Source organism: Amycolatopsis sp. NPDC104819, from assembly GCF_055583145.1.
This window is the reverse complement of sequence record NZ_JBVJON010000003.1, coordinates 705,691-732,262: the sequence shown is the minus strand read 5'-3', so window position 1 is coordinate 732,262 and position 26,572 is coordinate 705,691. Positions and strand designations below refer to the sequence as shown.

Below are 26,572 nucleotides of genomic sequence, written 5' to 3'. Positions count from 1 at the left end.
CCCCGCAAGACGCTCGGCTGGGACACCCCAGCTGAGCGACTCAACCAGCTACTGTCCACGCAGGAGCCTGTTGCGACGACCGCTTGAATCCACCCCGCCCTAAACACTCACGAGGACTTGCGCCGGGTCGAGCCGTAACCGGTCCGTAAGGGAGATCGAGCGGCCGCTTCACGCCCCGGCTCCGAAGATGGAGGCGTGAGCACTGTCCAGGACGCCCCCGCCCCGGCCGAGGCGCCGCGGCGGCTCTCGCTGCCCGTTTCGACCCTGATCGGGCTTCTCGCGCTCGCTGCCGCACTCGGTGTCGGGCACTTCGTCGCGGGCTTCGTCGGGTACACGGCTTCGCCGTTCATCGCGGTGGCGAACTACGTCATCGACCACAGCCCGACCGCGATCGTGAAGTGGGCCGAGCGGACGCTGGGCACCTGGGACAAGCCGATCCTCAAGGTCGGGCTCGGGGTGGTGCTGGTCTTGCTCGCGGTGCTGGCCGGCCAGCTCTCGCGCAAGACGCCGCGCGCGGGCCAGGTGCTCGTCTTCCTGCTCGGCGCCGCCGGGGTCGCCGCGGTGTTCGTGCGCACCGACCTTGGGCAGGTTTCCCTGCTGGCGCCGGTCGCCGCGCTGGTCGCCGGGCTGGTCGTGTTCACCATGCTGCACCGGCTCGCCCTGCCGCCCGACGTCATCCGCTACCGCGGCTTCGACCGCCGGAAGTTCCTGCGGGCCGGCGTCGGCGTCGCCGCGGGTTCGGGGCTCGCGGCGGTGGTCGGCGAGGTCGCCGGGACCAGCTCGAACGCCGAGGACTCGCGGGCCGCCGTCGGGCCGCTCGTCCCCGCGCGCACCGCGCCGCCGCTGCCCGCCGACGCCGACTTCGTGAAGCTCGGCTCACCGCCGTTCATCACGCCCAACGCGGACTTCTACCGCATCGACACCGCCCTGGTCGTGCCCCAGATCCGGACCGAGGACTGGAACCTGAAGATCCACGGGATGGTCGACAAGGAGGTGACGTTCTCCTACGCCGACATCCGCAACCGGCCGCTGGTCGAGCGGCGGGTGACGTTGACCTGCGTGTCCAACGAGGTCGGCGGCCCGCTGATCTCGAACGCGGCGTTCCTCGGCGTCGACCTCGTCGACCTGCTCGACGAAGCCGGCGTGCAGGCCGGCGCCGAGCAGATGTACGCGACGAGCGTCGACGGCTGGACGTGCGGCACCCCGGCGAACGTCGCGCTCGACCCGGCGCGCGGCGCGATGCTCGCGATCGGGATGAACGGCGAGCCGCTGCCGGTCGAGCACGGCTTCCCGGCGCGGATCGTCATCCCCGGCCTGTACGGGTACGTGTCCGCGACGAAGTGGGTCAAGGACCTCGAATTCACCAAGTGGGACGCCCGGCAGGCGTACTGGCTCAACCGCGGCTGGGCCGAGCAGGCGCCGATCAAGACCGAGTCCCGCATCGACACCCCGACCGGCTTCGCGAACGTCACCGCGGGCAAGGTCCGGCTGGCCGGCACGGCGTGGGCGCAGCACACCGGCATCGCGAAGGTCGAGGTCCGGCTCGACCAGGGCGCCTGGCGCGAAGCCACCCTTTCGGCCGAGGTCAGCAAGGACACCTGGCGCCTGTGGTGGATCGAGCTCGACGTGCCCGCGGGCACGCACCAGGCGTACGTCCGGGCCACCGACCAGGACGGCTACACCCAGACGGAGAACCGCGCCGACCCCGTGCCCGACGGCGCCACCGGCTGGCACTCCGTCTCCCTCGACGCGCACTGACCTCACCACCGGACCCGCCGCGTTCGGTGGTGGCCCGCCCTGGACCCCGCCCCGTCGGACGCCATGAATGACTCATTCATGGCGTCCGGCGAAGTGAGTGACTCATTCATGGCGTCCGGCGGAAGTGCCTGGCGGACAAGGATTCTGACGCCGTGTCATGATCGGCGGGCCCGTCCCGGTCGCCGGGAACCGCCTCCGACCAGTGACTTTGTGCGCGCGTTCACAAGTGGTCTACCGTAGGACCATCGCCCCTCGGGCGGTCCGGCATCGAACCGGACTCCGCGCCCTGGGTCAAGACACAGTTCGGCACGGCCGTGGCGATGGCCGCCGGGTGCACAGCGGGCAGGAGACGACGGCGTGGTGACACAGCGGGGGAGGCGCGACGCGGCGGACTCCCCGGGCCGGCCATCGCGGCGGTCACGCCGGCCGGACACGCCCGACGCCGACAACGCGCCGACGGCCGAGATGCCCGCCGTACCCGCCGACGGGAACGGCCGCAACGGGGATGCCCCCGAGGCCGTCCGGGCGAAGCAGATCCCCGAAGCCGCCGTCGCGCGCCTCGCCGTTTACCTCCGCGTGCTGTCCGGGATGTCGGAACAGGGCGCGACGACCGTTTCGAGCGAAGAGCTGTCGCAGGCCGCGGGCGTCAATTCCGCGAAATTGCGCAAAGACCTCTCGTACCTCGGCTCCTACGGCACCCGCGGCGTCGGCTACGAAGTCAGCGTCCTGGTCAGCCAGATCGAGCGCATCCTCGGCCTCACCCGGCAGCACAAAGTGGCCGTGGTCGGGATCGGAAACCTCGGTCACGCGCTCGCCAACTACGGCGGCTTCCCGGGGCGCGGCTTCCCGGTGGAAGCGCTGTTCGACCTGGACGCGGACCTGATCGGCGTGCCGGTCGGCGGCCTGCCGGTGTCGCACATGGACGACATCCCGCGGGTCTGCGCCGAGCGCGGCATCTCGATCGGCGTGATCGCCACCCCGCCCACCGCGGCGCAGTCGGTGTGTGACCGCCTGGTCGCGGGTGGTGTCCAGTGCATCCTCAACTTCGCCCCGGTCGTGTTGCAGGTTCCTGCTCACATCGAGGTCCGCAAAGTGGATTTGGCCGTCGAGCTGCAGATACTGTCATTTCACGTGGCCCGCAGGGCGGATGATGCCGCTGGGAACCAGGGCACTTCCGGATTACCCGGCGCGGGCCTGCCGTCCGACAATGGCAAAGGCGGGCGGAACGGGTCGGGTCCGGACGGCGGACGGGAAATGGTGGTGCGCTCATGAGCGTCTTGGCGGTCGGTCTCTCGCATCGGAGTGCGGAGCTGAGCACGCTGGAGCGCGTCGCGGTACCGGCGCCCGAGGTGGCCAAGGTGCTGCACGAGCTGCAGCAGGCCGAGCACGTCAGTGAGGTCATGCTCGTCTCGACGTGCAACCGCATCGAGGTGTACGCGGTCGTCGAGACCTTCCACGGCGGCCTCAACGACGTCTCCGAAGTGCTTTCCCGCCAGGCCGGGATGGAACCCGCCGAGCTCTACGACAGCCTGTATGTGCACTACGCCGGCGCGGCCGTCGAGCACCTGTTCTCCGTCACCTCCGGCCTGGACTCGATGGTCGTCGGCGAGACGCAGATCCTCGGGCAGGTCCGCGCCGCCTACGCCACCGCGCGCGAGGTCGGCACCGTCGGCCGCACGCTGCACGAGCTGATCCAGACCACGCTGCGCGTCGGCAAGCGCGTCCACAGCGAAACCGGGCTCGACCAGCTGGGCGCGTCGGTCGTCTCCGAGGCGCTCGCCGCGGCCGGGGACGTCACCGGCAAGCACGCCGTCATCGTCGGCGCCGGCTCGATGGGCGCCTTGAGCGCGTCGCAGCTGCGCAAGGCCGGGATCGGCGAGATCACCGTCGCCAACCGCACCGACGCCCGCGCCCGCCGCCTGGCCGCGAACAGCACCGAACACGGCGTGCCCACCCGCGCGATCCCGCTGTCGCAGGTCGCGGACGCGGTCCGCGAGGCCGACATCGTGATCTGCTGCACCGGCGCGCAGGACGCCGTCTTCGGCCCCGGGCAGGTGCTTCCCCGCGGCGGCCGCCCGCTCGTCGTGTGCGACCTCGGCCTGCCCCGCGACGTCGACCCCGAGGTCGGCGAGCTGGCCGGCGTCCGGGTCGTCGACCTGGCCACCATCCAGCGCCGGATGCGCGAAGCCGGCACCCCGACCACCGAGCGCCAGACGGCCAAGGCGACCGGGATCGTGCTCGACGAGGTGCGCGACTACCTCGCCGGGCAGCGCAGCGCCGAGGTCACCCCGACCGTGACGGCGCTGCGGCGGCGTGCGGCCGAGGTCGTCGACGCCGAGCTGCTGCGCCTGGACCACCGGCTGCCCGACCTCGAACCGGGCGTCCGGGAAGAGGTCGGCCGCACGGTCCGCCGGGTGGTCGACAAGCTGCTCCACGCGCCCACCGTGCGGGTGAAGCAGCTGGCCGCCGAGACGGCCGAAACCGACTACGCGAACGCGTTGCGCGAACTGTTCTGCCTCGACCCGCAGGCGCCCGCCGCGGTGGCGAGCCCGAAGCCCCCACCAGAGAAGAAGTAGCAGTGACCAGAGTCATTCGCATGGGCACCCGCGGCTCGAAGCTCGCGCTCGCCCAGACCGGGACCGTCGCCGACGCCCTGCGCGCCACCGGCGCCGAGGTCGAGATCGTCACCGTGACCACCCCCGGCGACAAGTCCTCCGCGCCGATTCCCACGATCGGGGTCGGCGTCTTCACGTCGGCGCTGCGGGAAGCGTTGCTGCGCAACGAGGTCGACGTCATCGTCCACTCGTACAAGGACCTGCCGACCGCGCCCGAGCCGGGCATCTCGCTGGCCGCCGTGCCGCCGCGCGAGGACCCGCGGGACGCGCTGATCGCGCGTGACGGGCTGACCTTGGGCGAGCTGCCGCCGGGCGCGACGGTGGGCACGGGCTCGCCGCGGCGCACCGCGCAGCTGCGCGCGCTGGGTCTCGGTTTGGAAATCGTGCCGATTCGCGGCAATATCGACACCCGCATGCGCAAGGTGACCGACGGCGAGCTGGATGCCGTGGTCCTGGCGCGTGCCGGACTGGCCAGGGTCGGACTGGCCGAGGTGATCACCGAGACCCTCGACCCGATCCAGATGCTGCCCGCGCCCGCACAGGGCGCGCTGGCGGTGGAGTGCCGGGCCGCCGACGTGGACCTCGAGCATCTGCTCGCGTCCACGTTGGACGACGAGGGCACGCGGGCCGCGGTGACGGCCGAGCGGGCCCTGCTGGCCGCGCTCGAGGCGGGGTGCAGCGCGCCGGTGGGCGCGCTCGCCGAGATCGTCGAAGATCTCGACGCCGAGGGCAAGGTCGTGGAACGGATCTCGCTGCGCGGCACCGCCGCGGCCGACGGCGAGGACGGCGCGGTGGACATGGTCCGGGCCATCGCGCTGGCTGACAAGCACCAGGCCGCCCAGCTGGGCAAGGACCTGGCCGCCGAGCTGCTGGACCTCGGTGCCGGAGCCCTCTCCGGCACCGCCGAGTAGCGCTTCTCGCAAGCGCTTTTTCCGCAAGACGTAGGAGACCTGCGTCCGTGCCATCCCGCACGGCCGCCGCAAGAGGAGAAACGCACAGATGACCCCCGCGCGAAAGACCACCGGGCGCGTAGCGTTCGTGGGCTCCGGGCCCGGCGACGCCGGCCTGCTCACGGTCCGTGCCCAGGAACTGCTCGCCAAGGCCGAGGTCGTGGTGACCGACCCCGACGTGCCCCAGGCCGTGCTGGCCATGGCGGCCGAGGGCGCCGAGGTCCGGCCCGCCGTCGGCGAGGCCACCGAGGTCGCCAAGGACCTCACGGCCGAGGCCAAGGCCGGCCGGCTGGTGCTGCGGCTGGTCGCGGGCGACCCGCTGACCACCCCGGCCGTGGTGGCCGAGGTCCAGGCGGTCGCGCGCACGAGCGCCGTGTTCGACGTCATCCCGGGCGTTTCCCCGGGCGCGGCCGTCCCGGCGTACGCGGGTGTCGCGCTCGGCGGCACGCACGTCGAGGTCGACGTCCGCGGCGACGTCGACTGGGCGGCGCTGGCGGCGTCCCCGGGCCCGCTGGTGCTGCACGCGACGTCGGCCCACCTGGCCGAGGCCGCGTCGGCGCTGACCGGCAACGGCGTCCCGGCGTCGACCCCGGTCGCGGTCACCGCGAACGGCACCATCAACACCCAGCGCACCCTCGACACCACGCTCGAGAAGGTCGCCAACGACGCGGGCGAGCTCGTCGGGCCGCTGATCGTCACGATCGGCCAGGCCGCCGGGCAGCGCTCGAAGCTGTCGTGGTGGGAGTCGCGCGCGCTGTACGGCTGGAAGGTCCTGGTGCCGCGCACCAAGGAGCAGGCCGGCGAGATGGCCGAGCGCCTGCGCGGCCACGGCGCGACGTCGCACGAGGTGCCCACGATTTCGGTCGAGCCGCCCCGCAGCCCGGCGCAGATGGAGCGTTCGGTCAAGGGCCTGGTCGACGGCCGTTACCAGTGGATCGTCTTCACTTCGACCAACGCGGTCCGCGCGGTGTGGGAGAAGTTCGAGGAGTTCGGGCTCGACGCTCGTGCGTTCTCCGGCGTGAAGATCGCCTGCGTCGGCGCCGCGACCGCGGAGAAGGTGCGCTCGTTCGGCATCATCCCGGAGCTGGTTCCCACGGGTGAGCAGTCGTCGGAAGGCCTGCTGGCCGAGTTCCCGCCGTACGACGACGTGCTCGACCCGGTCGACCGCGTCCTGCTGCCCCGGGCGGACATCGCCACCGAAACGCTGTCGGCCGGCCTGCGCGAGCGTGGCTGGGAGATCGACGACGTGACGGCGTACCGCACGGTGCGCGCCGCGCCGCCGCCCGCCGAGACCCGCGAGATGATCAAGACCGGCGGGTTCGACGCGGTCTGCTTCACCTCGTCCTCGACCGTGCGGAACCTGGTCGGCATCGCCGGAAAGCCGCACACCCGCACGCTGGTCGCGTGCATCGGCCCGAAGACCGCCGAGACCGCGGTGGAGTTCGGGCTGCGGGTCGACGTCCAGCCGGAGAAGGCGGATGTTCCGCACCTGGTGGACGCGCTGGCGGAGCACGCCGCGCGGCTTCGTGCGGAAGGTGCGCTGCCGCCGCCGCGGAAGGCCAAGCGGGCCCGTCGGTCCTGAGGTTCTGCAGTTCGTGAAGGCCGTCCGGGATTTCCCCGGGCGGCCTTCACGGCTTTCCGGGCCCCCTTGCGGAACTCCCGCGATCACAACCGGAGTAACTTGGAGGGGTGTTCCCCGAGCATCGTCCCCGCAGGCTCCGCACCACCCCGGCCATGCGCCGGCTGGTGGGTGAGACGACGCTGCGGCCGCGCCAGCTGATCCTGCCCATGTTCGTCGCCGAGGGGCTCGACACGCCCAAGGCGATCTCGAGCATGCCGGGCGTTGTGCAGCACACCCGCGACACGCTGCGGAAAGCCGCCGTCGACGCGGTCAACGCCGGGGTCGGTGGGCTCATGCTCTTCGGCGTCCCCGAGCACCGGGACGCCGAGGGCTCCGGGGCCGTCGACGAGAACGGGATCCTCAACGTCGCCCTGCGCGACCTGCGGCACGAGCTCGGCGACGCCACCGTGCTGATGGCCGACACCTGCCTCGACGAGTTCACCGACCACGGCCACTGCGGTGTCCTGGACGCCGACGGCGCCGTGGACAACGACGCCACCCTGCGGATCTACGCCGAGATGGCCGTCGCGCAGGCCGAAGCCGGGGCGCACGTGCTCGGGCCGTCCGGGATGATGGACGGCCAGATCGGCGTCATCCGCCGGGCGCTCGACGAGGTCGGCCACAGCGACAAGGCCGTCCTCGCGTACGCCGCGAAGTACGCCAGCGCGTTCTACGGCCCCTTCCGCGAGGCCGTCGACTCGCAGCTCAAGGGTGATCGCAAGACCTACCAGCAGGACCCGGGCAACGCCCGCGAGGCGCTGCGCGAGATCGAGCTCGACCTCGCCGAGGGCGCGGACATGATCATGGTCAAGCCCGCGCTGTCCTATTTGGACGTCGTGAAGGCGGCCGCGGAGATCTCCCCGGTGCCGGTGGCCGCCTACAACATCTCCGGCGAGTACGCGATGGTCGAGGCCGCCGCGGCGAACGGCTGGCTGGAACGCGAGCGCACGGTCCTCGAGGTCCTGACGTCGATCCGCCGGGCGGGCGCCGACATGATCCTCACCTACTGGGCCGCCGAAGCCGCCGCCTGGCTCGACTGACCGGCTATATTCACCCGCGTGGCGGACAAGAACACCGAAGACCTCAACGGTCTCACCGACGACGAACGGCGCAAGCGGGGCCTTTCGCCGGACCCGCTGATGCCCGGTCAGGCCGCGCCGGCGGTCCGGCCGCCCGGGCCCGTGCAGGCGTCGTTCTGGATCTGGCTGCTCGGCGGCGTGGTGCTGATCGGCGGGCAGGTGCTCACGCTGGCCCTCAAGCAGCAGCTGATCGACGAGCTGATCAAGCAGAACCGCGAGGCCGGGCGGCAGATCGACCCGAACTCGGTGGCGAGCGGCACGAACACCTTCGTCTGGCTGCTCTTCGTCGGGGCGGTGGTGTTCGCCCTGCTGGTCGGGCTGTTCGCCTACAAGGCCCGCGAAGGCACCCGCTCGGCCCGCACCGTGCTCACCTGGCTCGGGGTCGCCTGCGTGCTGTTCCAGTTCGCCCTCTTCAGCAACCTGCCGTCGGTGATGGCCACCCTGCTGTTCGTGATCGCGCTGATCCTGATGTACCTGCCGTCGGTGGCCCCCTACTTCCCGAAGGCCGGCAAGAAGCCGTGAGCGACCGGCTCTACGCCGAATCCGGCGTGAGCTGGGCCGCGATCGTCTGGGGCCCGGTGTTCGCCCTCGTCGGCGCGCTGGCCGAGCTCGCCACCGGCGGGCCCGTGCACGTCGTGGGCTGGGTGCTGGTCGCCGCCGGGCTGTGCGCCATCACCGTGCCGTGGGTGTACGCGCGGCGCCGGTTCCTGTCGCTGGAGGTCACCACGCGGCAGCTGCGGCAGGGCCGCGAGAAGGTGCCGGCCGAGCAGCTCGCCGAGGTCACCGACGTCGGGGCGCCGGTCGGCGCGCGGGTGCTCGGCGGGGGCTGGGCGGTGCCGCGCAAGTACGACTCGCTGCCGGTCAAGCTCACCGACGGCACGGTCGTGCTGGCGTGGGCGAAGGACGTCGAGGCGCTCCAGGACGCGCTTGACCGGCTCGTCCGGGCGACGCCGCGCGAAGCATGAGAAAATCTCCGCTGTGATCGACCTTCCGCAGCCCACCGGCGCCGAGCTCTGGCCGCCGGAAGAACCTGGCCCCCGCGCGCGGCTGCACAAGCCGTGGCGGACGCTGGTCGCCGTCGTGGAGGTCGTGCTCGCCGTGCTGGCCGGCTGGGCCGCCTACGCGTGCTGGCACGGCGGCGTCGCCACCGTCGTCACTCGTACCGACGACGGCGCGGTGCTCGAGTCGCACCGGTACTTCGGCGGGCTGCTCGCCGCGGCCGTCGGGCTCGGCACGCTGGCCGCGATCCTGCTGGTCGACGCGGTGCGTCAGGTGCTGCTCGCGGTCCGTACGCGACACCCCTGATACACAGCCTCCGCACAGGGAACGAACAGCCAATCACTAAGCGGCGGTCCCAGAGTTGCCGCATGACGCGCGTGCGTGCCTCGAAGGCATGGGTGATCAACGGTGCTCTGGTCGTGCTGCTGGCCGGAGCGGGATTCGGGATATACCAGGCGTTCAGCCCCGAACCGAGCACGGCGCAGGCCCAGACGCGCAGCACCCCGGTGCGGCGCGCGACGGTCACGGAGACCATCTCCGCCGCCGGGACCCTCGCCAGCAGCTACACCGGCGCGGCGAACTTCGCGACGGCCGGCAAGGTCACGTCGATCGCCGTGAAGGTCGGTGACGTCGTCAGCGCCGGGCAGAAGCTCGCGACGGTCGACAGCACACAGGCGGCGAAGCAGCTTCAGGTCGCGAAGGCGAACCTCGCCGTCGCCCAGGACAGCCTCGACAGCGCCGAGGACGCCGAAGACACCCCGGCGACCGGGCAGAACAGCCAGAACAGCGCGCAGACCGCCGCGAACAGCGTCACCTCGGCGCAGGCGAAGCTGGACCAGGCGCAGCTGGACGTCCAGACCGCGCAGGAAGCACTCGACAACACCACGCTCTACGCCCCCGGCGCCGGCACGGTCACCGCGGTCAACGGCACGGTGGGGCAGCAGTCCTCCAGCGGCTCGTCGAGCAGCTCACAGCCCGCGACGTCGTCTAGCGGGAGCGGCCAGGGCAGCGGCCAGGGTTCCTCGAACTCCAGCGCCGCTTCGTCGTCGAGCACGAGCGGCAGCGGGTTCATCACCATCACGAACATGACCGGCCTGGTCGTGGACACCTCGGTCGCCGAGATCGACGTCAGCAAGGTCAAGACGGGCCAGAAGGCCACGGTGACGCTCAACGCGCTGCCGGACAAGCCGGTGCAGGCGACCGTCTCGAGCATCAACCTGACCCCGACGACCAGCGGCAGCGTGGTGTCCTACGGCGCGCAGCTGGCGCTGACCGACCCGCCGGACGGGCTGCGGCCCGGCCAGTCCGCGAGTGTCGTGATCACCGTCGCGTCGGCGGAGAACGCGCTGAGCGTGCCGGCCGCGGCCGTGACGACCGCCGGCAGCACCAACGTCGTCACCGTGCAGGAGAACGGCCAGAACGTCACCCGCCAGGTGCAGATCGGCATCCGCGGCGAGTCGACGGTCCAGATCACCTCCGGGCTGACCGAGGGCGAGAACGTCGTGCTGACCGCGACGGCCGCGACCGGCGGCACGGGCACCGGCCGGACCGGCGCCGGGACCGGCGGTACCGGCGGGTTCCCCGGTGGCGGGACCGGCGGCTTCCCCGGTGGCGGCACGGGCGGGTTCCCCGGCGGCGGCCAGCGCGGCACCGGCACGGGTGGCGGCGGGCGCGGATGAACCCGGTCATCGCGGTTTCCGAACTGCGCAAAACCTACGGCGCCGGCGAGACGGCGGTGCACGCGCTGCGCGGGGTCGACCTCACGGTCTGGCCCGGCGAGTACGTCGCGATCATGGGCGCGTCCGGCTCGGGCAAGTCGACGCTGCTGAACATGCTGGGCTGCCTCGACGTCCCGACGTCCGGCCAGTACCTCTTGGACGGCTTCGGGGTCGGCAAGCTCAACGAACGGCAGCTGGCCCTGCTGCGCAACCGGAAGATCGGGTTCATCTTCCAGTCGTTCAACCTCGTGCCGCGCACCTCGGCGCTGTCCAATGTGGAGCTGCCGCTCGTCTACAGTGGACTCCGGCGGGCGGAACGGCGGCGCCGCGCGCTCGCCGCGCTCGAGATGGTCGGGCTGTCCGACCGGGCCAAGCACCTGCCCAGCGAGCTGTCCGGCGGCCAGATCCAGCGGGTCGCGGTGGCGCGGGCGCTGGTCACCGGCCCGGCGATGCTGCTCGCCGACGAGCCGACCGGCAACCTCGACCGCCGCAGCACCGAAGACGTCCTCGGCGTCTTCGACCGGCTCAACCGGCTCGGCCGCACCATCGTCGTCATCACCCACGAGGACGAGGTCGCCGCGCACGCGCACCGGGTGGTCCGGGTCGACGACGGCCTGATCGTGTCGGACGAAGTGACCCGCGCGGTGGGGGCGGTCTCGTGAACTTCTTCGAAGTCCTGCGCTTCGCCGTGCGCGGGCTCACCGCGAACAAGCTGCGCTCCTCGCTCACCACGCTCGGCATCACCATCGGCGTCGCGGCGGTGATCCTGCTCGTCGCGGTCGGCAACGGCGCGTCGGCGGCCATCGCAGCGAGCATCCAGGGCCTCGGCACCAACGTCGTCAACGTCTCCCCGGCCCGCGGCGGCGGGCAGGGCGCGTCGGCGCGGCCGCTGACCGTGCAGGACGCGCACGCGCTGGTCGACCCGGTCGGCGCGCCCGACGTCAAAGCCGCCTCACCGGTGGTGAACACGACGGCGACCGCGACCTACGGGCAGACGTCGTACGACATCTCGACGGTCGCGGGCACCGAGCCGGCGTACTTCACGACCACCAACCGCGAGCTCGCGCAGGGCCAGCTGTTCAGCAGCGAAGACGTCACGGCCGCGCGGAAGGTCGTCGTGCTCGGCCCGACGACCGCGGAGTCGATCTTCGGGAGCACCACCGGCGCGGTCGGCAAGAACGTGCTGCTCAACAGCATCCAGTTCACCGTGGTCGGGGTGCTGCAGGCCAAGGGCAGCACCGGGCTGCAGAACGCCGACGACGTCGCGATCGCGCCGATCTCGGCCGTGCAGAACTCCCTGGCCGGGTACGGCAGCCTCAGCCAGATCGCCGTCCAGGCCACCAGCGCGGACTCCGTCTCGCTCGCGCAGTCCGAGATCACCGCGATCCTCAACGCGCGCCACGGCATCCGGCTCGGCGGCACCGCCGACTACCAGATCCAGAACTCCGAGCAGCTGCTGGCGACCCGGACGTCGGCGACCGAGACGTTCACCGTGCTGCTGGCGGCGGTCGCGGCGATCTCGCTGCTGGTCGGCGGGATCGGCGTCACGAACATCATGCTCGTCACGGTGACCGAGCGGATCCGCGAAATCGGCATCCGCAAGGCCATCGGCGCCCCGCGCGCGGCCATCCTCGGCCAGTTCCTCGCCGAAGCGACCATGCTCAGCCTGTTCGGCGGGCTGCTCGGCGTCGCGATCGGGCTGGTCGGCAGCCGGTTCACCATCTCCGGGATCCAGCCGGTCGTGGTGCCCTCGTCGATCCTGCTCGCGTTCGCGGTCTCCGCCCTGATCGGGCTGTTCTTCGGCAGCTTCCCGGCGAACCGGGCCGCCAAGCTGCGGCCCATCGACGCCCTGCGTCACGAATAAGGAGCTTTCGCATGTCTTCGTCCACCACGAACCCGCCGACCGCGGAGGACATCGTCGCCCGCCCGGCGGTCGACGGTGACCTCAACGCCGAAATGCGCCGGGCCGCGAAGCCGTTTTCCCGCACGACGCTCGTGCTGGCCGGGCTCGTCGTGCTCGCGATCGCGTTCGGCGGCGGCGCCTGGACGCACGCGGCCTTCGGCTCGTCGTCTTCCGCCACGCCGACCCGCCCCACCGGTGGTGCTCAAGGCGGTACCGGCCAGACCGGCGGCACCGGCCAGCAGGGCGGCGGGTTCCGCGGGGCGGGCGGCCGCGGCACCACCGGCACGGTCGACCGCGTCGACGGGACCACGGTGTACGTGAAGACCGCGCAGGGCACCGACGTCAAGGTGTCCACATCGGACTCGACGACGGTCGGCGTGACCCAGGCGGGCAAGCTGGCCGACCTCAAGCCGGGGTCGACGGTGGTCGTCCAGGGCCAGGCGGGTGACGACGGCACGGTGGCCGCGCAGGCCATCACCCAGCAGGCCGCGCGTTAGTTGACGGCGACGATCACGCCGTTGAGCGCCGTCGCGTAGAGGATCCAGGCGAGGTAGGGCCCAATCAGCAGGGCGGCGAGCTTCGACCGGCGGGCGAACAGGACGATCGTGACGAGCACGACTACGTCCAGCACGATGATGTCGACGAGCGCCGCCACGGCCGCGCCGCCCTCGAAGAAGAGGGGCGTCCACAGCAGGTTGGCCAGCAGCCCGGTGCCGTACACGGCGAACCCCTGCGTCTCGCCGTCCGTGCGCCAGTACAGCCAGCCGGCCAGCGCGATCAGCAGGTACAGCACCGTCCACACCGGACCGAACAGCGACGCGGGCGGCGCCCACGGCGGCAGCTCGAGGCGCGCGTAGACGTCCTTCGCCGAGGTCGCGGCCAGCGCGCCGACCACGGCCACCACGGCGACCACGCCGACGAAGCCGGCCAGCACGAGCCACGGGTTGCGCTGGGACACACGTTCGGTCACCGGCTGTTCCCCTCCCCGGGCGGCGTCCGGCCATCCTAGGCGGGTTTGCGAGACTGGACCTCGTGAGCACTGGAACCGAGCAGTCCAAGGCATGGTTCGAACGCGCGAAGGCGGCCGTCCCGGGCGGGGTGAACTCGCCGGTCCGGGCGTTCAACTCGGTCGGCGGCACCCCGCGGTTCATGGTCCGCGGCGAGGGCCCGCACCTGTGGGACGCCGACGGGAACCGCTACGTCGACCTGGTCTCGTCCTGGGGGCCGATGATCCTGGGCCACGCGCACCCGCACGTCGTCGAGGCGGCGCGCGCGGCGGCGACGTCCGGGCTGTCGTTCGGCACCCCGACGATCGGCGAGGTCGAGCTGGCCGAGGAGATCATCGGCCGGGTCGAGCCGGTCGAGCAGGTGCGGCTGGTCAACTCGGGCACCGAGGCCACGATGAGCGCGATCCGGCTGGCCCGCGGGTTCACCGGCCGGGCGAAGATCGTGAAGTTCGCCGGGTGTTACCACGGTCACGTCGACGCGCTGCTCGCGCAAGCAGGCTCCGGCGTCGCGACGCTCGGGCTGCCGACGTCGCCGGGGGTCACCGGCGCCCAGGCCGCGGACACGATCGTGCTGCCCTACAACGACCTCGACGCCGTCCGGAAGTCCTTTGTGGACAACCCGGGCGAGATCGCCGCGGTGATCACCGAGGCCGCGGCCGGGAACATGGGCGCGGTCGCCCCGGCGCCCGGCTTCAACGAGGGCCTGCGTGACCTCGCCCACGAGCACGGCGCGCTGCTGGTCATGGACGAGGTGATGACCGGGTTCCGCGTCTCGGGCGCGGGCTGGTTCGGCCTTGAAGGGGTGGCCGGCGACCTCTACACCTTCGGCAAGGTGATGTCCGGCGGGCTGCCGGCGGCGGCCTTCGGCGGCCGCGCCGACGTGATGGCCAAGCTCGCCCCGGGCGGGCCGGTCTACCAGGCCGGGACGCTGTCCGGGAACCCCGTCGCCGTAGCCGCGGGCCTCGCGACGCTGCGCGCGGCCGACCACGCCGTGTACGCGGCGCTCGACGCCAACGCGAAGCGGCTCGGCAACCTCTTCCACATCGCGCTGACCGAAGCCGGCGTCGCGCATAACGTGCAGTACGCGGGCAACTTGGTGAGCGTGTTCTTCGGCGAGAACGAGGTACGCGACTACGCCGGCGCGCAGGCGTCCGAGACGTGGCGCTTCCCGCCGTTCTTCCACGCGTTGCTCGACGGCGGCGTGTACGCGCCCCCGAGCGCGTACGAGGCCTGGTTCGTCAACGCGGCGATGGACGACGAAGCGTTCGAAGTGATCGAAGCGGCTCTGCCCGCGGCGGCGCGCGCGGCGGCGGAGGCGGTCAAGTGACCACCGTCGTCCACATGCTGCGTCACGGCGAAGTCCACAACCCCGAGAAGATCCTCTACGGCCGCCTGCCGGGCTACCGGCTCTCCGAGCGCGGCCAGCGTCAGGCCCTCACGGTCGCCGAGGCCGTCGCGGGCCACGACCTCGTGCACGTCGTCGCGTCGCCGCTGCAGCGCGCGCAGGAGACGGCGGCGCCGATCGCGGCCGCGCACCGGCTGGACATCACGACCGACCCGGATCTGATCGAGGCCGGCAACCAGTTCGAGGGCCTGCACGTCGCGGTCGGCGACGGCGCGCTGCGGGAGCCTCGCCACTGGCCGAAGCTGGTGAACCCGTTCAAGCCGTCGTGGGGTGAGCCGTACCTGGAGATCGCGCACCGGATGCTCGGCGCGGTCCACCGGGCGCGCGAAGCGGCGTCGGGGCACGAAGCGCTGTGCGTGTCGCACCAGCTGCCGATCTGGACGCTGCGGCGGTTCCTCGAGGGCAAGAAGCTGTGGCACGACCCGCGTCGCCGCCAGTGCTCGCTGGCGTCGCTGACGTCGCTGGTCTTCGACGGCGACGAGCTGCGCGAGATCGTCTACAGCGAGCCGGCGGGCACGACCGACCCGAAGGTGACCGGGGCATGAAGCGCCTGCTCGTCTCGCTGGCCGTGCTGGGCCTGGTGGCCGGGTGCAGCGCCGGCAAGGACGCGGTGGTGCAGGGGAGCAGCTTCAGCTTCGTCTCCCCGGGCGGCCAGGTCGACATCACCTACGACGTCTCCCAGCGCCAGACCGCGCCGGTGCTCTCCGGCGACGACCTGATGAACGAGGGCAAGCAGCTCTCGCTGGCCGACTACCCGGGCAAGGTGCTCGTGCTGAACCTCTGGGGCCAGTGGTGCGGGCCGTGCCGCACCGAGGTGCCGGAGATGGAGAGCCTGGTCAAGCAGGGTGTCCAGGTGGTCGGCATCGACGTCCGCGACCCGGCGCGCGAGGTCGCCCAGGACTTCGTCCGCGACCGGAAGCTGACGTACCCGTCGATCTACGACCCGGACGGCCGGGTGCTGCTCAAGCTGAGCGGCTACCCGCGCAACATCATCCCGTCGACGATCGTGCTGGACAAACAGCACCGCGTGGCGGCGGTCTTCCTGCGGCAGGTGCTGGCCCAGGACCTGCTGCCGGTGGCCCGGCGCCTGGAGAAGGAAGCCTGATCGAGGGGCTTTTGCCGGGTTTTAACCGGCTTGCGCGGTTGTTCGGCTAGGTTCCCCATGATCGTTTCGCACGACCATGGGGAGAGAACATGCTCAAGAAGTTCGTGGCCGCCGCGCTGGTCGCGGCCGCCGCCACCGTCACGGTCGAGGTGCCTGCCTCGGCCGCGCCCGCCTCCGTCCAGGGGTTCACGGTGCTCAAGCAGACGAGCGGAAACGGCCGCACGCTGCGCCTGTGGCTGAACTCGGCCAACAACCAGGTGCACGCGAACCTGTCCGGCGCCCGGTACGGCGACACGCTGTCGATCGGCAGCTGCTGCTACCCGTACACGACGTACGAGACGGTCACGAGCAACGGCCAGTCCGAGCTCAACACGGGGGAGTACGGCAACTACGGCCCCAACCTGAACGCCACGCTGGCCGGCGGCGGCGAACTCCACGTCTGATGCGGACCCCGTTCGCCCGGCCCCGGACGGGGGCCGGACGAACGGGACCAACGTCCTGATCTGCTGTGACCGAGGTCCTGTGAACCGGCCCCGGAGTTCTCACCGGGACCTCACTGCCTACCCTCAACGGGGTGAACTCCGTTACCGAGCTGGCGATCTCCGGACCGCTGCTGCTCGCCGCGGGCGTCGCGCTGCTGGCCGGAACCATCTCCTTCGCCTCGCCGTGCGTGGTGCCGCTCGTGCCGGGGTACCTCGCGTACCTCGCCGCGCTCGTCGGCGCGGACGCCCCCGCGGTCAGCGCCGACGAAGAGCGCAAGAAGGGCCGGTGGTCCGTTCTGGGCGCCGCGCTGCTGTTCGTGCTCGGGTTCACCGTCGTGTTCGTCGCCACCCTGGGCACCCTGGTCTGGCTGGCGGACACGCTCGTCCTCAACCAGGACCTGCTGCAACGCCTCGGCGGCGTCCTCACCATCGCGATGGCGCTGGTGTTCCTCGGCTGGATCCCGGGCATGCAGCGCGAGTTCCGCTCGCACCGCGTCCCCGGCGGCGGCGTCTGGGGCGCTCCGCTGCTCGGCGCCGTCTTCGGCCTCGGCTGGACCCCCTGCATCGGCCCGACGCTCTCGGCCGTCATGTCGCTGGCCAGCGCGACCGGCGGCGCCGCGGCCCGCGGCTACCTGCTGATCGCCGTCTACTGCCTCGGCCTCGGGGTGCCGTTCCTGCTCATCGCGCTCGGCGCCCGCTGGGCCGTCCGGGCCACCGACTGGGTGCGCCGGCACGGCCGCCAGGTGCAGATCTTCGGTGGCGCGCTGCTGATGGTCGTCGGGATCCTGCTGGTCACCGGCGTCTGGGGAGATCTGATGGGCTTCCTCCGCAACGAGCTCACGGGCACTCTGGAGCTGCCGCTGTGACCACCACCGAAGCGCCCCCGAAGACCCCGCAAGGCCCGACGCCCGCCAAGCGCACCTTCGCGTTCATCCGCAACACCTGGCGCGGCCTGACGTCGATGCGCACCGCGCTCGTCCTGCTGTTCCTGCTCGCGCTGGCCGCCCTGCCCGGCGCGCTCCTGCCGCAGCGGAAGCTCAACGCCCCCAAGGTCGACGAGTACATCGGCGCCCACGGCTGGTGGGGCACCCTGCTCGACAAGCTCGAGTTCTACGACGTCTACTCCAGCATCTGGTTCTCGGCCATCTACCTGCTGCTGATGATCTCGCTGGTCGGCTGTCTCACCCCGCGCAGCTTCGAGTACGTCAAGGCGATGCGCGCCAAGCCGGTGCTGACCCCGCGCAACCTGGCGCGGATGCCGCACTACCGGCTCGGCCGCGGCAAGGCCGACGTCTCCGCCGAGGTCGCCGCCGTCCACAAGCAGCTGTCCGGCTGGCGGCGCGTCGAGCGCGAAGAGGCCGACGGCGTCCGCACGATCTCCGCCGAGCGCGGGTTCCTGCGCGAGACCGGCAACCTGGTCTTCCACTTCAGCATGCTGGGCCTGATCGTGTTCTTCGCGCTGGGCAAGATGTTCGGCTACGAGGGCCAGGTCATCGTCCAGGCCGACGGCAGCACCTTCTGCAACTCCGGCATCTACAACTACGACTCCTTCAACGCGGGCCTGCGCGTCGACGGCACCGACCTCGACCCCTTCTGCGTGAAGATCAACGACTTCACCGCGCGCTACACCGACGCCGGCGAGCCGGAGTACTACCACTCGAACATCGAGTACCAGTCCGGCGGCGACCTCGACACGAACACCTGGCGCCCGTACGGCCTCGAGGTCAACTCGCCGCTGCGCACCGCCGGCGACCGCGTCTACCTGCTCGGCCAGGGGTACTCGCCGAAGTTCACGGTGACCTTCCCCGACGGCACCCAGCGCACGCAGAACACGCAGTGGCGCACGGTCGACCCGACCACGATGCTCGCCGAGGGCGCGACGAAGTTCGACCAGCCCGGCGTCACCGACGAGGTGCAGCGCCGGACGCGCCAGCTGGCCATCACCGGCCTCTTCGCGCCGACGTCGTTCCTGCACGGCAACGTCCTGACGTCGTCGGCGCCGGAGCTGAAGGACCCCGCGGTCGCCGTCGACATCCTGCGCGGCGACCTCGGCCTGGACGCCGGGCGCGGCCAGTCCGTCTTCGAGGTCGACCAGACGCTGATCGACGACGGGCGGCTGAAGAAGATCGCCCGCGAGAACCTCAAGGTCGGCCAGGAGATCAAGCTCGACGACGGCACGAAGGTCCGCTTCGACGGCGTCGGGCACTGGGTCTCGCTGCAGGTCTCCCACGACCCGACGCAGGGTTTCGTGCTCGGGTTCGCCATCGCGATGTTCCTCGGTCTCGGCGCGTCCTTGCTGGTCAAGCGGCGTCGGCTGTGGGTGCGGGTGAAGCCGGGGACCGAGGACGAGCCGAGTACGGTGATCGAGGTCGCCGGGCTGGCCCGCACCGACCAGGCCGGGTACGGCGAAGAGTTCCAGCGGATCAGCGAACGCCTGATCAGTGGTCAGAAGGGCTGAGGCATGCCGATCAACGAGACGCTGTCGCAGTACAGCGACTGGCTCTACACCACCGCCGCGGCGATCTACGTCGTCGCGCTGATGATGACGCTGATCGAGCAGGGCTTCGGCGCCAAGGGCCGGCTCGCCACCGAACGCGCCAAGCTGCGCGCGCGGGAGCTCGTCGGCGCCGGCGGACCGCCGATCGAGGAGGTCCAGGCCGCGCAGCGCGAGGTCGGCCGCCCCGAGCGGATCGGCCGGATGGGCGCGGCGCTGCTCGTGCTCGGCGCGCTGCTGCAGCTGTCGGCGATCGTGCTGCGCGGGCTCGCCGTGCACCGCGCGCCGTGGGGCAACATGTACGAGTACGGCATGGCGGTCACCTTCATCACGGTGGTCACCTGGATCCTCGTCATGTCGAAGTTCCCGGTCCGGCACCTCACCGGCTTCCTGCTGCTGCCCGTCGTGATCCTGATGTTCGTCAACGGCACGCTGCTGTACACGATCGCGGCGCCGGTGCAGCCCGCGCTGCAGTCGTACTGGCTGGTCATCCACGTCTCGGCGGCCATCATCGGCTCCGGTGTCTTCCTGGTGCCGGGGGTCGCGAGCGTGCTCTACCTGTTCCGCGCGGCCCACGAGAAGGACGAGACGAAGTTCGCCCGGTTCGCGTCGAAGTTGCCCGCGGCCGACGTCCTCGACCGGATCGCCTACCGGACGACGATCTTCGCCTTCCCGGTGTTCACCTTCGGGGTGCTCTGCGGCGCCGTCTGGGCCGAGTCGGCCTGGGGCCGGTTCTGGGGCTGGGACCCCAAGGAGACCGTCGCGTTCATCGCCTGGGTCGTCTACGCGGCCTACCTGCACTCCCGCGCGACGGCCGGCTGGCGCGGCGCCCGGGCGGCGGCGATCAACATCCTCGGGTTCGCCGCGATCATCTTCAACCTGTTCTTCGTGAACCTCGTCACCGCGGGCTTGCACTCCTACGCCGGGGTGGGCTGAGCATCCCGCGGGTACGCCGACTACCGTCGTCTTCAGGGGAGAGCGATGTCGGCGGAGTGCGCGGAGGTTTACACCGGTGACCGGACCCAGCGAAGAATCGGCTCCTGGCCACCCCGAACAGGCCGAACAGCAGCCTGAGGTGAGCCTGTTCGCCGACGACCGGACGGACTCGCACCCGCACCCGGAGACCTCGGGGGCGTTCGACGTGCAGCCGACGCAGGCCGTCGCGCCGCCGGCGAACCCGGCGGTGTCCGGGCCGCACCAGGTGCCCAACCCGGCCGTCTCGGGCCCGCACCAGGTGCCCCAGTACGGCTACGACCAGAACCTCCCGCCGCTGCAGCCGCAGCAGCAGTACCCCCAGGCGCAGGCCCAGTACCCGCAGCAGCAGCCGTCCGGGCTGCCGCAGCCCCAGGGCGGCCGGCACGCGGCGCCGCCGCAGCAGCCGGGTGGCCACGGCCACGACCTGTCGACCGCGCACCTGGTCAAGCAGGTGAAGCGGCCGCCGCAATCCGGCTGGCGCAAGGCCGTCTACGTCGGGTCCGGCAAGCTGATCAACCCGGGGGAGAGCCCGGCCGACACCCAGCGCCGTGACCTGATCGCGCGCGTCAACCAGCCGCTGCGCGGGTGCTACAAGATCGCGATGCTGTCGCTGAAGGGCGGCGTCGGCAAGACCACGGTGACCACGACGCTGGGGGCGACGTTCGCCTCGCTGCGCGGCGACCGGGTGGTGGCGGTGGACGCCAACCCGGACCGCGGCACGCTGTCGCAGAAGCTCCCGCTGGAGACCACGGCGACGGTCCGCCACCTCCTGCGCGACGCGGCCCGCATCACGCGCTACAGCGACGTCCGGTCGTACACGTCCCAGGGCGCCAGCCGGCTGGAGATCCTCGCCAGCGAGCAGGACCCGGCCGTGTCCGAGGCCTTCTCCGAGGACGACTACCGCCGCACGGTCAACCTGCTGGAGCACTTCTACAACATCGTGCTCACCGACTGCGGCACCGGCCTGATGCACTCGGCGATGAAGGGCGTCCTGGACGTCGCGGACGCGCTGGTGGTGGTCTCGTCCGGCTCGGTCGACGGCGCCCGCAGCGCCTCGGCGACGCTGGACTGGCTCGAGGCCCACGGCTACGGCGAGCTGGTGAAACGCTCGGTGGCCGTGATCAACTCGGTCCGTCCGAAGGGTGGTTCGGTCGACCTCGACAAGCTCTCGGCGCACTTCGGCGCGAAGGTCCGGGCGGTGTGCAAGGTGCCGTTCGACCCGCACCTGGAGGAAGGCGCGGAGATCGAGCTGGACCGCCTGTCGGGCGACACCCGCCTCGCCCTGCTGGACCTGGCGGCAACGGTCGCCGACGGCTTCGCCACCCCGCTTTCCCAGGGCTACCGCTGACCTCGTGAGTGTTTAGGGCGGTTCTAACCGCCCTAAACACTCACGACAAGCTGCGGCAGGTTCGGAACGTAAAGGGCTAGCCGTCTTCGTCTCGGCGTTTGCGCTGCTGTTCGGCCAGCTGGCGCAGGAAGTCGGGGTCGTCGTCCGGGGCGATCGGGGCCCGGCGAGGAGTCGAGGGCACCCCGATCCGCTGACCGGCGAACGACCGCCACAGGAGCAGGGCGACGACCAGCGCGCCGACCGCCGCGAGCAGAGCGAGCATGCCGGATCCTTCCGTATGGCTGCCAGTCCCCCGAGGTTAACCTCTTCGGCCGTGTGGTGGGCCTCAAGCCGGGTGACCACACACGAAGGGCCGCGCGGGACGGGGAGGTTCCCCGTTCCCGACACGGCCCTGGCGTCCGGTTGGTTCAGGCCTTGCGCGCCGGTTCGCTGGCGTCGGTGGTCAGCTCGGCGAGGAGCTCGTTCACCTCGGACTCCCGGAACCGCCGGTGTCCGCCCGGGGTCCGGATCGAGCCGATCCGGCCCGCGGTCGCCCACCGGGTCACGGTCTTCGGGTCCACCCGGAACAGCGCTGCCACCTCGCCAGGGGTGAGCAGTCGTCCGCCCATCGTCGCGGTCATTTTCCGCCTCCTTAACGACCTCACTGCTATACCGGAGGCGTCCGGGCCCTTCTGGCCCGTTCCGCCGGGGTAGCCAACACGGCAATCGTTGCACTTCACCCGTCAGGTACTCGAACGGTTGTCGTTGAGTAAAGAGCCCTTAAAGGTCAAAACGGACAGTTTGCTTACGGTGTGCAACTAAATTTCCGGGTCACTTGACGTGCCCGGACGCGGTCCGCCCGGTCATCGGCCGTGAGGCGTGGTGCCAATGGGGGATTGTCCGACCGCATAGAGTGATCCCGTGGATCAGTTGGACCGGAAGATCATCGCAGCGTTGCGCGTCAACGGACGGGCCACTTACGCCGACCTCGGCCGAGCGGTCGGGTTGTCCGCGTCGTCGGTACACGAACGGGTGGGCAAGCTGGAAGCCGCGGGCGTGATCACCGGCTACCACGCGGTCGTCGACCCGAGCTCGGTCGGCCTGGGGGTCACGGCCCTCGTCGGCATCCATCCGACCGACACCGCGACCGAGGACGACGTCGCCGCGGCGCTCGGCGAGCTCGACGAGGTCGAGAGCTGCTACGCCGTGGCCGGCGACGAGGCGTTCGTCGTCAAGGTGCGCGTGCCGACCGTCGACGAGCTCGAGCGCAGCCTCTCCCGGCTCCGGCGCATCCCCGGCGTCGGGCGGACGAACACGACCGTGGTGCTTTCGACGCGGTTCGAGGGCCGTCCGAACAACGCGGGCCTGCAGAAGGACCGGACGAGCGGGGCGTAACCTGCGTCAGTGTGGAGACCAACCTGCCCCGTGACCTGACGCTGTACCTCCTGGCGCGGTTCGCGCTGGTCGGGGTGATCGCGTGGGCGCTGTTCCTGGTGGGCGTGCCGCTGCTGGTCGCCGTCCTGATCGGGCTGGTCGCCGGGCTGCCGCTGGGCCTGCTGCTGTTCCGCCCGCTCAACGCCCGCGTCACGGCCGGCCTGGCGAAGCGCAACGAGAAGCGCGCCCGGGCCCGGGCGCAGCTGCGTGCCGAGCTCCGCGGTGACACCCCGGGCCAGCCGGAATGACGCACAGCCGCAGCTGGGTGCGCGAGGCCGTCCGGATCATCGAGGCCGACGCCAACCGCAGCGCCGACACGCACCTGCACGTCTTCCCGCTGCCCCCGGAGTGGGGCATCGACCTCTACCTCAAGGACGAGTCCGTCCACCCGACCGGCTCGCTGAAGCACCGCCTGGCCCGCTCGCTGTTCCTGTACGGGCTGGTCAACGGCCAGATCGGGCCGGACACCGTGCTCGTCGAGGCCTCCAGCGGGTCCACCGCGGTGTCCGAGGCCTACTTCGCGCGGATGCTCGGGCTGCGCTTCATCACCGTCGTGCCGCGCCGGACGTCGAGGGAGAAGATCGCCCTCATCGAGTTCTACGGCGGCGAGTGCCACTACGTCGACGAAGCCCCGGCGATGTACCCCGAGGCCGAGCGGCTCGCGGCCGAGAGCGGCGGGCACTACCTCGACCAGTTCACCTACGCCGAGCGCGCGACGGACTGGCGGGGCAACAACAACATCGCCGAGTCGGTGTTCGCGCAGATGCGCTCCGAGCGCCACCCGGTGCCCAGCTGGATCGTCGTCGGCGCGGGCACGGGCGGCACGAGCGCGACCTTCGGCCGGTACGTCCGCTACAAGCGGCACACGACGAAGGTCTGCGTCGTCGACCCGGAGAACTCGTCGTTCTACGGCGCCTGGGAAACCGGCGCGCTCGACTACGCCACCGGCATGCCCTCCCGCATCGAGGGCATCGGCCGCCCGCGCTGCGAGCCGTCGTTCGTCCCCGGCGTCATCGACGAGATGTTCCGGATCCCCGACGCCGGCTCGCTGGCGGCGATCCGGCTGCTGCGGGAGCGCACCGGCCACTGGGCAGGCGGCTCGACCGGCACGAACCTCTACGGCGCGTTCCGGCTCATCTCCCGGATGGTCGAGGACGGCCAGGCGGGCAGCGTCGTCACCCTCCTCTGCGACGGCGGTGAGCGGTACGCGCACACGTACTACCACGACGAGTGGGTCGCGCAGCAAGGTCTGGACCTCGCACCGCACACCGCGTTGTTCGAGGAGTTCCTGACGACGGGCAAGTTCGCCGTCGAAGACTGATCCCTTGTGGACGGACGGGCGCTCGCGAAGATCTACGGTGGCCGGGCGCCGCACCGCTCCGGTGGTGACGCGGGGGTCGGCATCGTCCCGATCCGGTCCCGCCCGGTCGACCGCCGGACCGCCCTGCGCCGCACCGGCGTCGTCGCCGGGGCGATGGCCGCGCTCGGCACGCTCGACCTCGTCTCCGGTTTCGCCCGCGTGCCGGTGCGGATGGCCTGGGCGGCCGACGACGTCGCCTTCCCCGACGTCCAGTTCGACCTCGGCCCGTACCTGCCGCCGGCCCAGACGATGGACGGTGTCCCGGTCGGCATGCCGCCGATCCACACCACGTTCGTCACCGCGCGGCTGAGCCGCGCACCGTCCAAAGCGGACGCGGGCCGGATGGAGTCCGCGTTGCGCACCATCGAAGGCAACTACCCGTACGCACCCGGCGGCATCTTCACGCACGTGGCCTACAGCGACACCTACTTCGCGCGGTTCCCCGCCACACTCGTGAACGCGAACATGCCGCGCACGCTCGCGGGCAACCAGCCCGTGCTCAAGCGCGCCGTCGCGGGCCCCACGGACATCGCGCCCGGCGGGCACGCCCTCGAGCTGCGGCGGCCCGAGTTCACCGTGCCGCTGGTGCTGGAGAACAACGACGTCCTGTTCACCATCCGCGGCGACGACTGGAGCTACGTGGCGGACGTCGTGGCGTGGCTCGGCGGCAGCGGCCGGCTCGTCGGCCGCCCGATCGCGTCGCCGCGGTTCGACGCGGGCATGACGATCACCTCGTCCCGCGCGATGTTCGTGCAGATGGGCCTGCCGCGCTACCTCGCCGGCGACGTCACCTTCGTCGGCGGGCACGGGATCCGGCTGACGAACGCGCAGCCGGGCGGCTACTTCGACAACGGTGCCGTGCAACACCTTTCGCACGTCCTGCTCGACCTGCAGCAGTTCTACGTGGACGGCCGCGAACCCGACGCGGCCGTCGACCACTGCGAGAACTTCGACGAGCGGCTGCAGTACATGTTCCAGTCACCGGCACAGGTACCAGAGGATCCGGCCGACCCGTTCCTCGACGGCGGCGGCCCGCGCAGCCTCGGCATGCGCGGCGCCGTGCTGCGCAACCAGTTCAACGGCCGCGACTACGCGCGCACGAGCGCCCGGCAGTTCGCCAGGATCGGGCACGTCTCGCAGCTGCACCGCACCGGCCGGACCGCCGAAGGACGCCCGATCCACCTGCGCATCGACGGTCCCGGCTTCGACACGATGGACACCCGCACCGGCCGGAACACGCCGAAGCTGCAGTTCTCGGGATTCTTCCCGAGCGCGGACTTTTTCGCGGATCTGCGCTGCAGCCAGGCTTCCGTCGATCTGCTCGACGAGTTCGACCTGGAAGAGGAAGACCACGGCCTGGAACGTTTCATCACGGCGACCCGACGGCAGAACTACCTGATCCCGCCGCGGCGGCACCGCGCGTTCCCGCTCGTCGAGCTGACCTGAGCGCGCAGTGCCGCCATTTGGTCCAGACCCTTTCGTGAGCGGGTGTGCGAAACTGTCGAACAGACGATTCGCGAGGGGAGAGAGCCGACCGGATCGAGGTGGGGTGTGGCGACGAAGCCTGCCGTGCGAGTCGTTGTGCAGTACGGCAACCGCCTGTTCCGTGAGCTCCTCGCGGACAACTTGGCGCGCGTTCCCGGCGTCGCCGTCGTGGGAACGGTGCCGTCCCGCACGCGGCTGGCCGAGGTGTGCGAGGGCCGCACCCCGGACGTCGCGGTGTTCGAGGCGGACGGGAAGGATTCCGGGCCGCTGCCCTCCCCGGTCCGGCTGATCGGCCTGTGCGACGAAAGACCCGGGGCCCGGGCGGCGGGGACGGCCGCCGTCGTGCCGTACGGCAGCGGGCTCCGGGTCCTGCTCGAGCTGGTCAGGCAGGCCGGCGCGCCGGCCGGGACACCGTCGCTGACCACGCGGGAGCGGCAGGTGCTGTGCCTGATCAGCGCCGGCCGCACCCCGCGTCAGGTCGCGGTGGAGCTGGGCATCAGCCCGCGCACGGTCGAGAACCACAAGCAGCAGATCTTCGTGAAGCTCGACGTCCACAGCCAGGCGCACGCGGTCGCGCACGCCGTCCGGCTCGGGCTGGTCGGGGCATCGGCCGAGCTGCCGGGGCCCTACCCGCTGTCGCTGACGCGGCGGGAGCGGGAGATCCTGGCGGCCATCGGCTCCGGGCAGACGACCCGTGGCTGATGGAGATCTGACCCTGGGGGGGGGGGGGGGGGGGGGGGGGGGGGGGAGGGGGGGGGGGGAGGAGGGGAGGGGGGGGGGGGGGGGGGGGGGGGGAGGGGGGGGGGGGGGGGGAGAAGAGGGGGGGGGGGGGGGGGGGGGGGTGGGGCGGAAAGC

29 protein-coding genes are annotated in these 26,572 nt (G+C 71.5%); 26 read left to right on the top strand and 3 right to left on the bottom strand.

Annotation, left to right across the window (positions count from 1 at the left end; all coding sequences use genetic code 11):
• Nucleotides 1-195: 195 nt before the first annotated feature.
• From ACZ63E_RS12760 to ACZ63E_RS12700, 13 genes are all read left to right on the top strand, one after another.
• A complete protein-coding gene (locus ACZ63E_RS12760; RefSeq protein WP_465336084.1) occupies nucleotides 196-1,758 on the top strand; it encodes a molybdopterin-dependent oxidoreductase in 1,563 nt (520 codons plus the stop codon).
• 357 nt (nucleotides 1,759-2,115) lie between these two features.
• Nucleotides 2,116-3,030, top strand: a complete 915-nt coding sequence (locus ACZ63E_RS12755; RefSeq protein WP_465336083.1) for a redox-sensing transcriptional repressor Rex — start codon at nucleotides 2,116-2,118, stop codon at nucleotides 3,028-3,030.
• The gene (locus tag ACZ63E_RS12750) at nucleotides 3,027-4,334 is read left to right on the top strand and encodes a glutamyl-tRNA reductase (RefSeq protein WP_465336082.1); all 1,308 of its coding nucleotides are present in this window, start codon (nucleotides 3,027-3,029) and stop codon (nucleotides 4,332-4,334) included. The genes ACZ63E_RS12755 and ACZ63E_RS12750 overlap by 4 nt, the downstream gene beginning before the upstream one ends.
• Before the next feature lie 20 nt (nucleotides 4,335-4,354).
• Nucleotides 4,355-5,284: a hydroxymethylbilane synthase gene (gene hemC, locus ACZ63E_RS12745; protein ID WP_465336112.1), complete on the top strand. Its 930-nt coding sequence runs from the start codon at nucleotides 4,355-4,357 to the stop codon at nucleotides 5,282-5,284.
• Between the two features lie 88 nt (nucleotides 5,285-5,372).
• Nucleotides 5,373-6,905: a bifunctional uroporphyrinogen-III C-methyltransferase/uroporphyrinogen-III synthase gene (locus ACZ63E_RS12740; protein ID WP_465308375.1), complete on the top strand. Its 1,533-nt coding sequence runs from the start codon at nucleotides 5,373-5,375 to the stop codon at nucleotides 6,903-6,905.
• 107 nt (nucleotides 6,906-7,012) lie between these two features.
• A complete protein-coding gene (gene hemB / locus ACZ63E_RS12735; protein ID WP_465336081.1) occupies nucleotides 7,013-7,984 on the top strand; it encodes a porphobilinogen synthase in 972 nt (323 codons plus the stop codon).
• 18 nt (nucleotides 7,985-8,002) lie between these two features.
• Nucleotides 8,003-8,545: a hypothetical protein gene (locus ACZ63E_RS12730; protein WP_465308379.1), complete on the top strand. Its 543-nt coding sequence runs from the start codon at nucleotides 8,003-8,005 to the stop codon at nucleotides 8,543-8,545.
• On the top strand, nucleotides 8,542-8,988 hold the full coding sequence (locus ACZ63E_RS12725; protein ID WP_465336080.1) for a hypothetical protein: 447 nt from the start codon (nucleotides 8,542-8,544) through the stop codon (nucleotides 8,986-8,988). The genes ACZ63E_RS12730 and ACZ63E_RS12725 overlap by 4 nt, the downstream gene beginning before the upstream one ends.
• A gap of 13 nt (nucleotides 8,989-9,001) precedes the next feature.
• Nucleotides 9,002-9,328, top strand: a complete 327-nt coding sequence (locus ACZ63E_RS12720; RefSeq protein ID WP_465308383.1) for a hypothetical protein — start codon at nucleotides 9,002-9,004, stop codon at nucleotides 9,326-9,328.
• Nucleotides 9,329-9,390: 62 nt separating this feature from the next.
• Complete coding sequence (locus ACZ63E_RS12715) at nucleotides 9,391-10,701, top strand: efflux RND transporter periplasmic adaptor subunit (protein WP_465336079.1); 1,311 nt, start codon at nucleotides 9,391-9,393, stop codon at nucleotides 10,699-10,701.
• On the top strand, nucleotides 10,698-11,402 hold the full coding sequence (locus tag ACZ63E_RS12710) for an ABC transporter ATP-binding protein (RefSeq protein ID WP_465336078.1): 705 nt from the start codon (nucleotides 10,698-10,700) through the stop codon (nucleotides 11,400-11,402). The genes ACZ63E_RS12715 and ACZ63E_RS12710 overlap by 4 nt, the downstream gene beginning before the upstream one ends.
• The gene (locus ACZ63E_RS12705) at nucleotides 11,399-12,604 is read left to right on the top strand and encodes an ABC transporter permease (RefSeq protein ID WP_465308389.1); all 1,206 of its coding nucleotides are present in this window, start codon (nucleotides 11,399-11,401) and stop codon (nucleotides 12,602-12,604) included. The genes ACZ63E_RS12710 and ACZ63E_RS12705 overlap by 4 nt, the downstream gene beginning before the upstream one ends.
• 11 nt (nucleotides 12,605-12,615) lie before the next feature.
• Entirely contained in the window at nucleotides 12,616-13,140 is a 525-nt protein-coding gene (locus tag ACZ63E_RS12700; protein ID WP_465336077.1) for a hypothetical protein, read from the top strand.
• Here the strand turns inward: ACZ63E_RS12700 and ACZ63E_RS12695 are convergent.
• A complete protein-coding gene (locus tag ACZ63E_RS12695; protein WP_465336076.1) occupies nucleotides 13,137-13,613 on the bottom strand; it encodes a TspO/MBR family protein in 477 nt (158 codons plus the stop codon). The genes ACZ63E_RS12700 and ACZ63E_RS12695 overlap by 4 nt on opposite strands.
• A gap of 62 nt (nucleotides 13,614-13,675) precedes the next feature.
• On the opposite strand from ACZ63E_RS12695, the gene hemL reads away from it, so the two are divergent.
• The 8 genes from hemL (at nucleotide 13,676) to ACZ63E_RS12655 (ending at nucleotide 21,459) form a co-directional block, all read left to right on the top strand.
• Nucleotides 13,676-14,977, top strand: coding sequence for a glutamate-1-semialdehyde 2,1-aminomutase (hemL, locus tag ACZ63E_RS12690; RefSeq protein WP_465336075.1), 1,302 nt, complete (start codon nucleotides 13,676-13,678; stop codon nucleotides 14,975-14,977).
• Entirely contained in the window at nucleotides 14,974-15,600 is a 627-nt protein-coding gene (locus tag ACZ63E_RS12685) for a histidine phosphatase family protein (protein WP_465308397.1), read from the top strand. Before hemL ends, ACZ63E_RS12685 begins: the two co-directional genes overlap by 4 nt.
• The gene (locus ACZ63E_RS12680) at nucleotides 15,597-16,160 is read left to right on the top strand and encodes a TlpA family protein disulfide reductase (protein WP_465308399.1); all 564 of its coding nucleotides are present in this window, start codon (nucleotides 15,597-15,599) and stop codon (nucleotides 16,158-16,160) included. Before ACZ63E_RS12685 ends, ACZ63E_RS12680 begins: the two co-directional genes overlap by 4 nt.
• A gap of 89 nt (nucleotides 16,161-16,249) precedes the next feature.
• Nucleotides 16,250-16,603 (top strand): hypothetical protein, encoded by a 354-nt coding sequence (locus tag ACZ63E_RS12675; protein WP_465336074.1) that lies wholly within the window; start codon nucleotides 16,250-16,252, stop codon nucleotides 16,601-16,603.
• A gap of 131 nt (nucleotides 16,604-16,734) precedes the next feature.
• Complete coding sequence (locus ACZ63E_RS12670; protein WP_465336073.1) at nucleotides 16,735-17,508, top strand: cytochrome c biogenesis CcdA family protein; 774 nt, start codon at nucleotides 16,735-16,737, stop codon at nucleotides 17,506-17,508.
• The gene (gene resB / locus ACZ63E_RS12665; RefSeq protein WP_465336072.1) at nucleotides 17,505-19,100 is read left to right on the top strand and encodes a cytochrome c biogenesis protein ResB; all 1,596 of its coding nucleotides are present in this window, start codon (nucleotides 17,505-17,507) and stop codon (nucleotides 19,098-19,100) included. The genes ACZ63E_RS12670 and resB overlap by 4 nt, the downstream gene beginning before the upstream one ends.
• A 3-nt stretch (nucleotides 19,101-19,103) precedes the next feature.
• Nucleotides 19,104-20,072, top strand: a complete 969-nt coding sequence (gene ccsB, locus ACZ63E_RS12660) for a c-type cytochrome biogenesis protein CcsB (RefSeq protein WP_465336071.1) — start codon at nucleotides 19,104-19,106, stop codon at nucleotides 20,070-20,072.
• 76 nt (nucleotides 20,073-20,148) lie between these two features.
• A complete protein-coding gene (locus tag ACZ63E_RS12655) occupies nucleotides 20,149-21,459 on the top strand; it encodes a MinD/ParA family ATP-binding protein (protein ID WP_465336070.1) in 1,311 nt (436 codons plus the stop codon).
• Between the two features lie 76 nt (nucleotides 21,460-21,535).
• Here the strand turns inward: ACZ63E_RS12655 and ACZ63E_RS12650 are convergent, their stop codons facing one another.
• Together ACZ63E_RS12650 and ACZ63E_RS12645 are read right to left on the bottom strand one after the other, a co-directional pair.
• The gene (locus ACZ63E_RS12650) at nucleotides 21,536-21,721 is read right to left on the bottom strand and encodes a hypothetical protein (protein ID WP_465308411.1); all 186 of its coding nucleotides are present in this window, start codon (nucleotides 21,719-21,721) and stop codon (nucleotides 21,536-21,538) included.
• 145 nt (nucleotides 21,722-21,866) lie between these two features.
• A complete protein-coding gene (locus tag ACZ63E_RS12645) occupies nucleotides 21,867-22,079 on the bottom strand; it encodes a BldC family transcriptional regulator (protein WP_072474890.1) in 213 nt (70 codons plus the stop codon).
• Between the two features lie 280 nt (nucleotides 22,080-22,359).
• On the opposite strand from ACZ63E_RS12645, the gene ACZ63E_RS12640 reads away from it, so the two are divergent.
• From ACZ63E_RS12640 to ACZ63E_RS12620, 5 genes are all read left to right on the top strand, one after another.
• Nucleotides 22,360-22,833, top strand: coding sequence for an Lrp/AsnC family transcriptional regulator (locus tag ACZ63E_RS12640; RefSeq protein WP_465336069.1), 474 nt, complete (start codon nucleotides 22,360-22,362; stop codon nucleotides 22,831-22,833).
• 11 nt (nucleotides 22,834-22,844) lie between these two features.
• Nucleotides 22,845-23,120 (top strand): DUF4229 domain-containing protein, encoded by a 276-nt coding sequence (locus ACZ63E_RS12635; protein WP_465308415.1) that lies wholly within the window; start codon nucleotides 22,845-22,847, stop codon nucleotides 23,118-23,120.
• Nucleotides 23,117-24,193 (top strand): L-cysteine desulfhydrase Cds1, encoded by a 1,077-nt coding sequence (cds1, locus tag ACZ63E_RS12630; RefSeq protein WP_465336068.1) that lies wholly within the window; start codon nucleotides 23,117-23,119, stop codon nucleotides 24,191-24,193. The genes ACZ63E_RS12635 and cds1 overlap by 4 nt, the downstream gene beginning before the upstream one ends.
• A 6-nt stretch (nucleotides 24,194-24,199) precedes the next feature.
• Nucleotides 24,200-25,678, top strand: coding sequence for a DUF7405 family protein (locus ACZ63E_RS12625; RefSeq protein WP_465336067.1), 1,479 nt, complete (start codon nucleotides 24,200-24,202; stop codon nucleotides 25,676-25,678).
• 123 nt (nucleotides 25,679-25,801) lie between these two features.
• On the top strand, nucleotides 25,802-26,419 hold the full coding sequence (locus tag ACZ63E_RS12620; RefSeq protein ID WP_465336066.1) for a response regulator transcription factor: 618 nt from the start codon (nucleotides 25,802-25,804) through the stop codon (nucleotides 26,417-26,419).
• Nucleotides 26,420-26,572 lie beyond the last annotated feature (153 nt).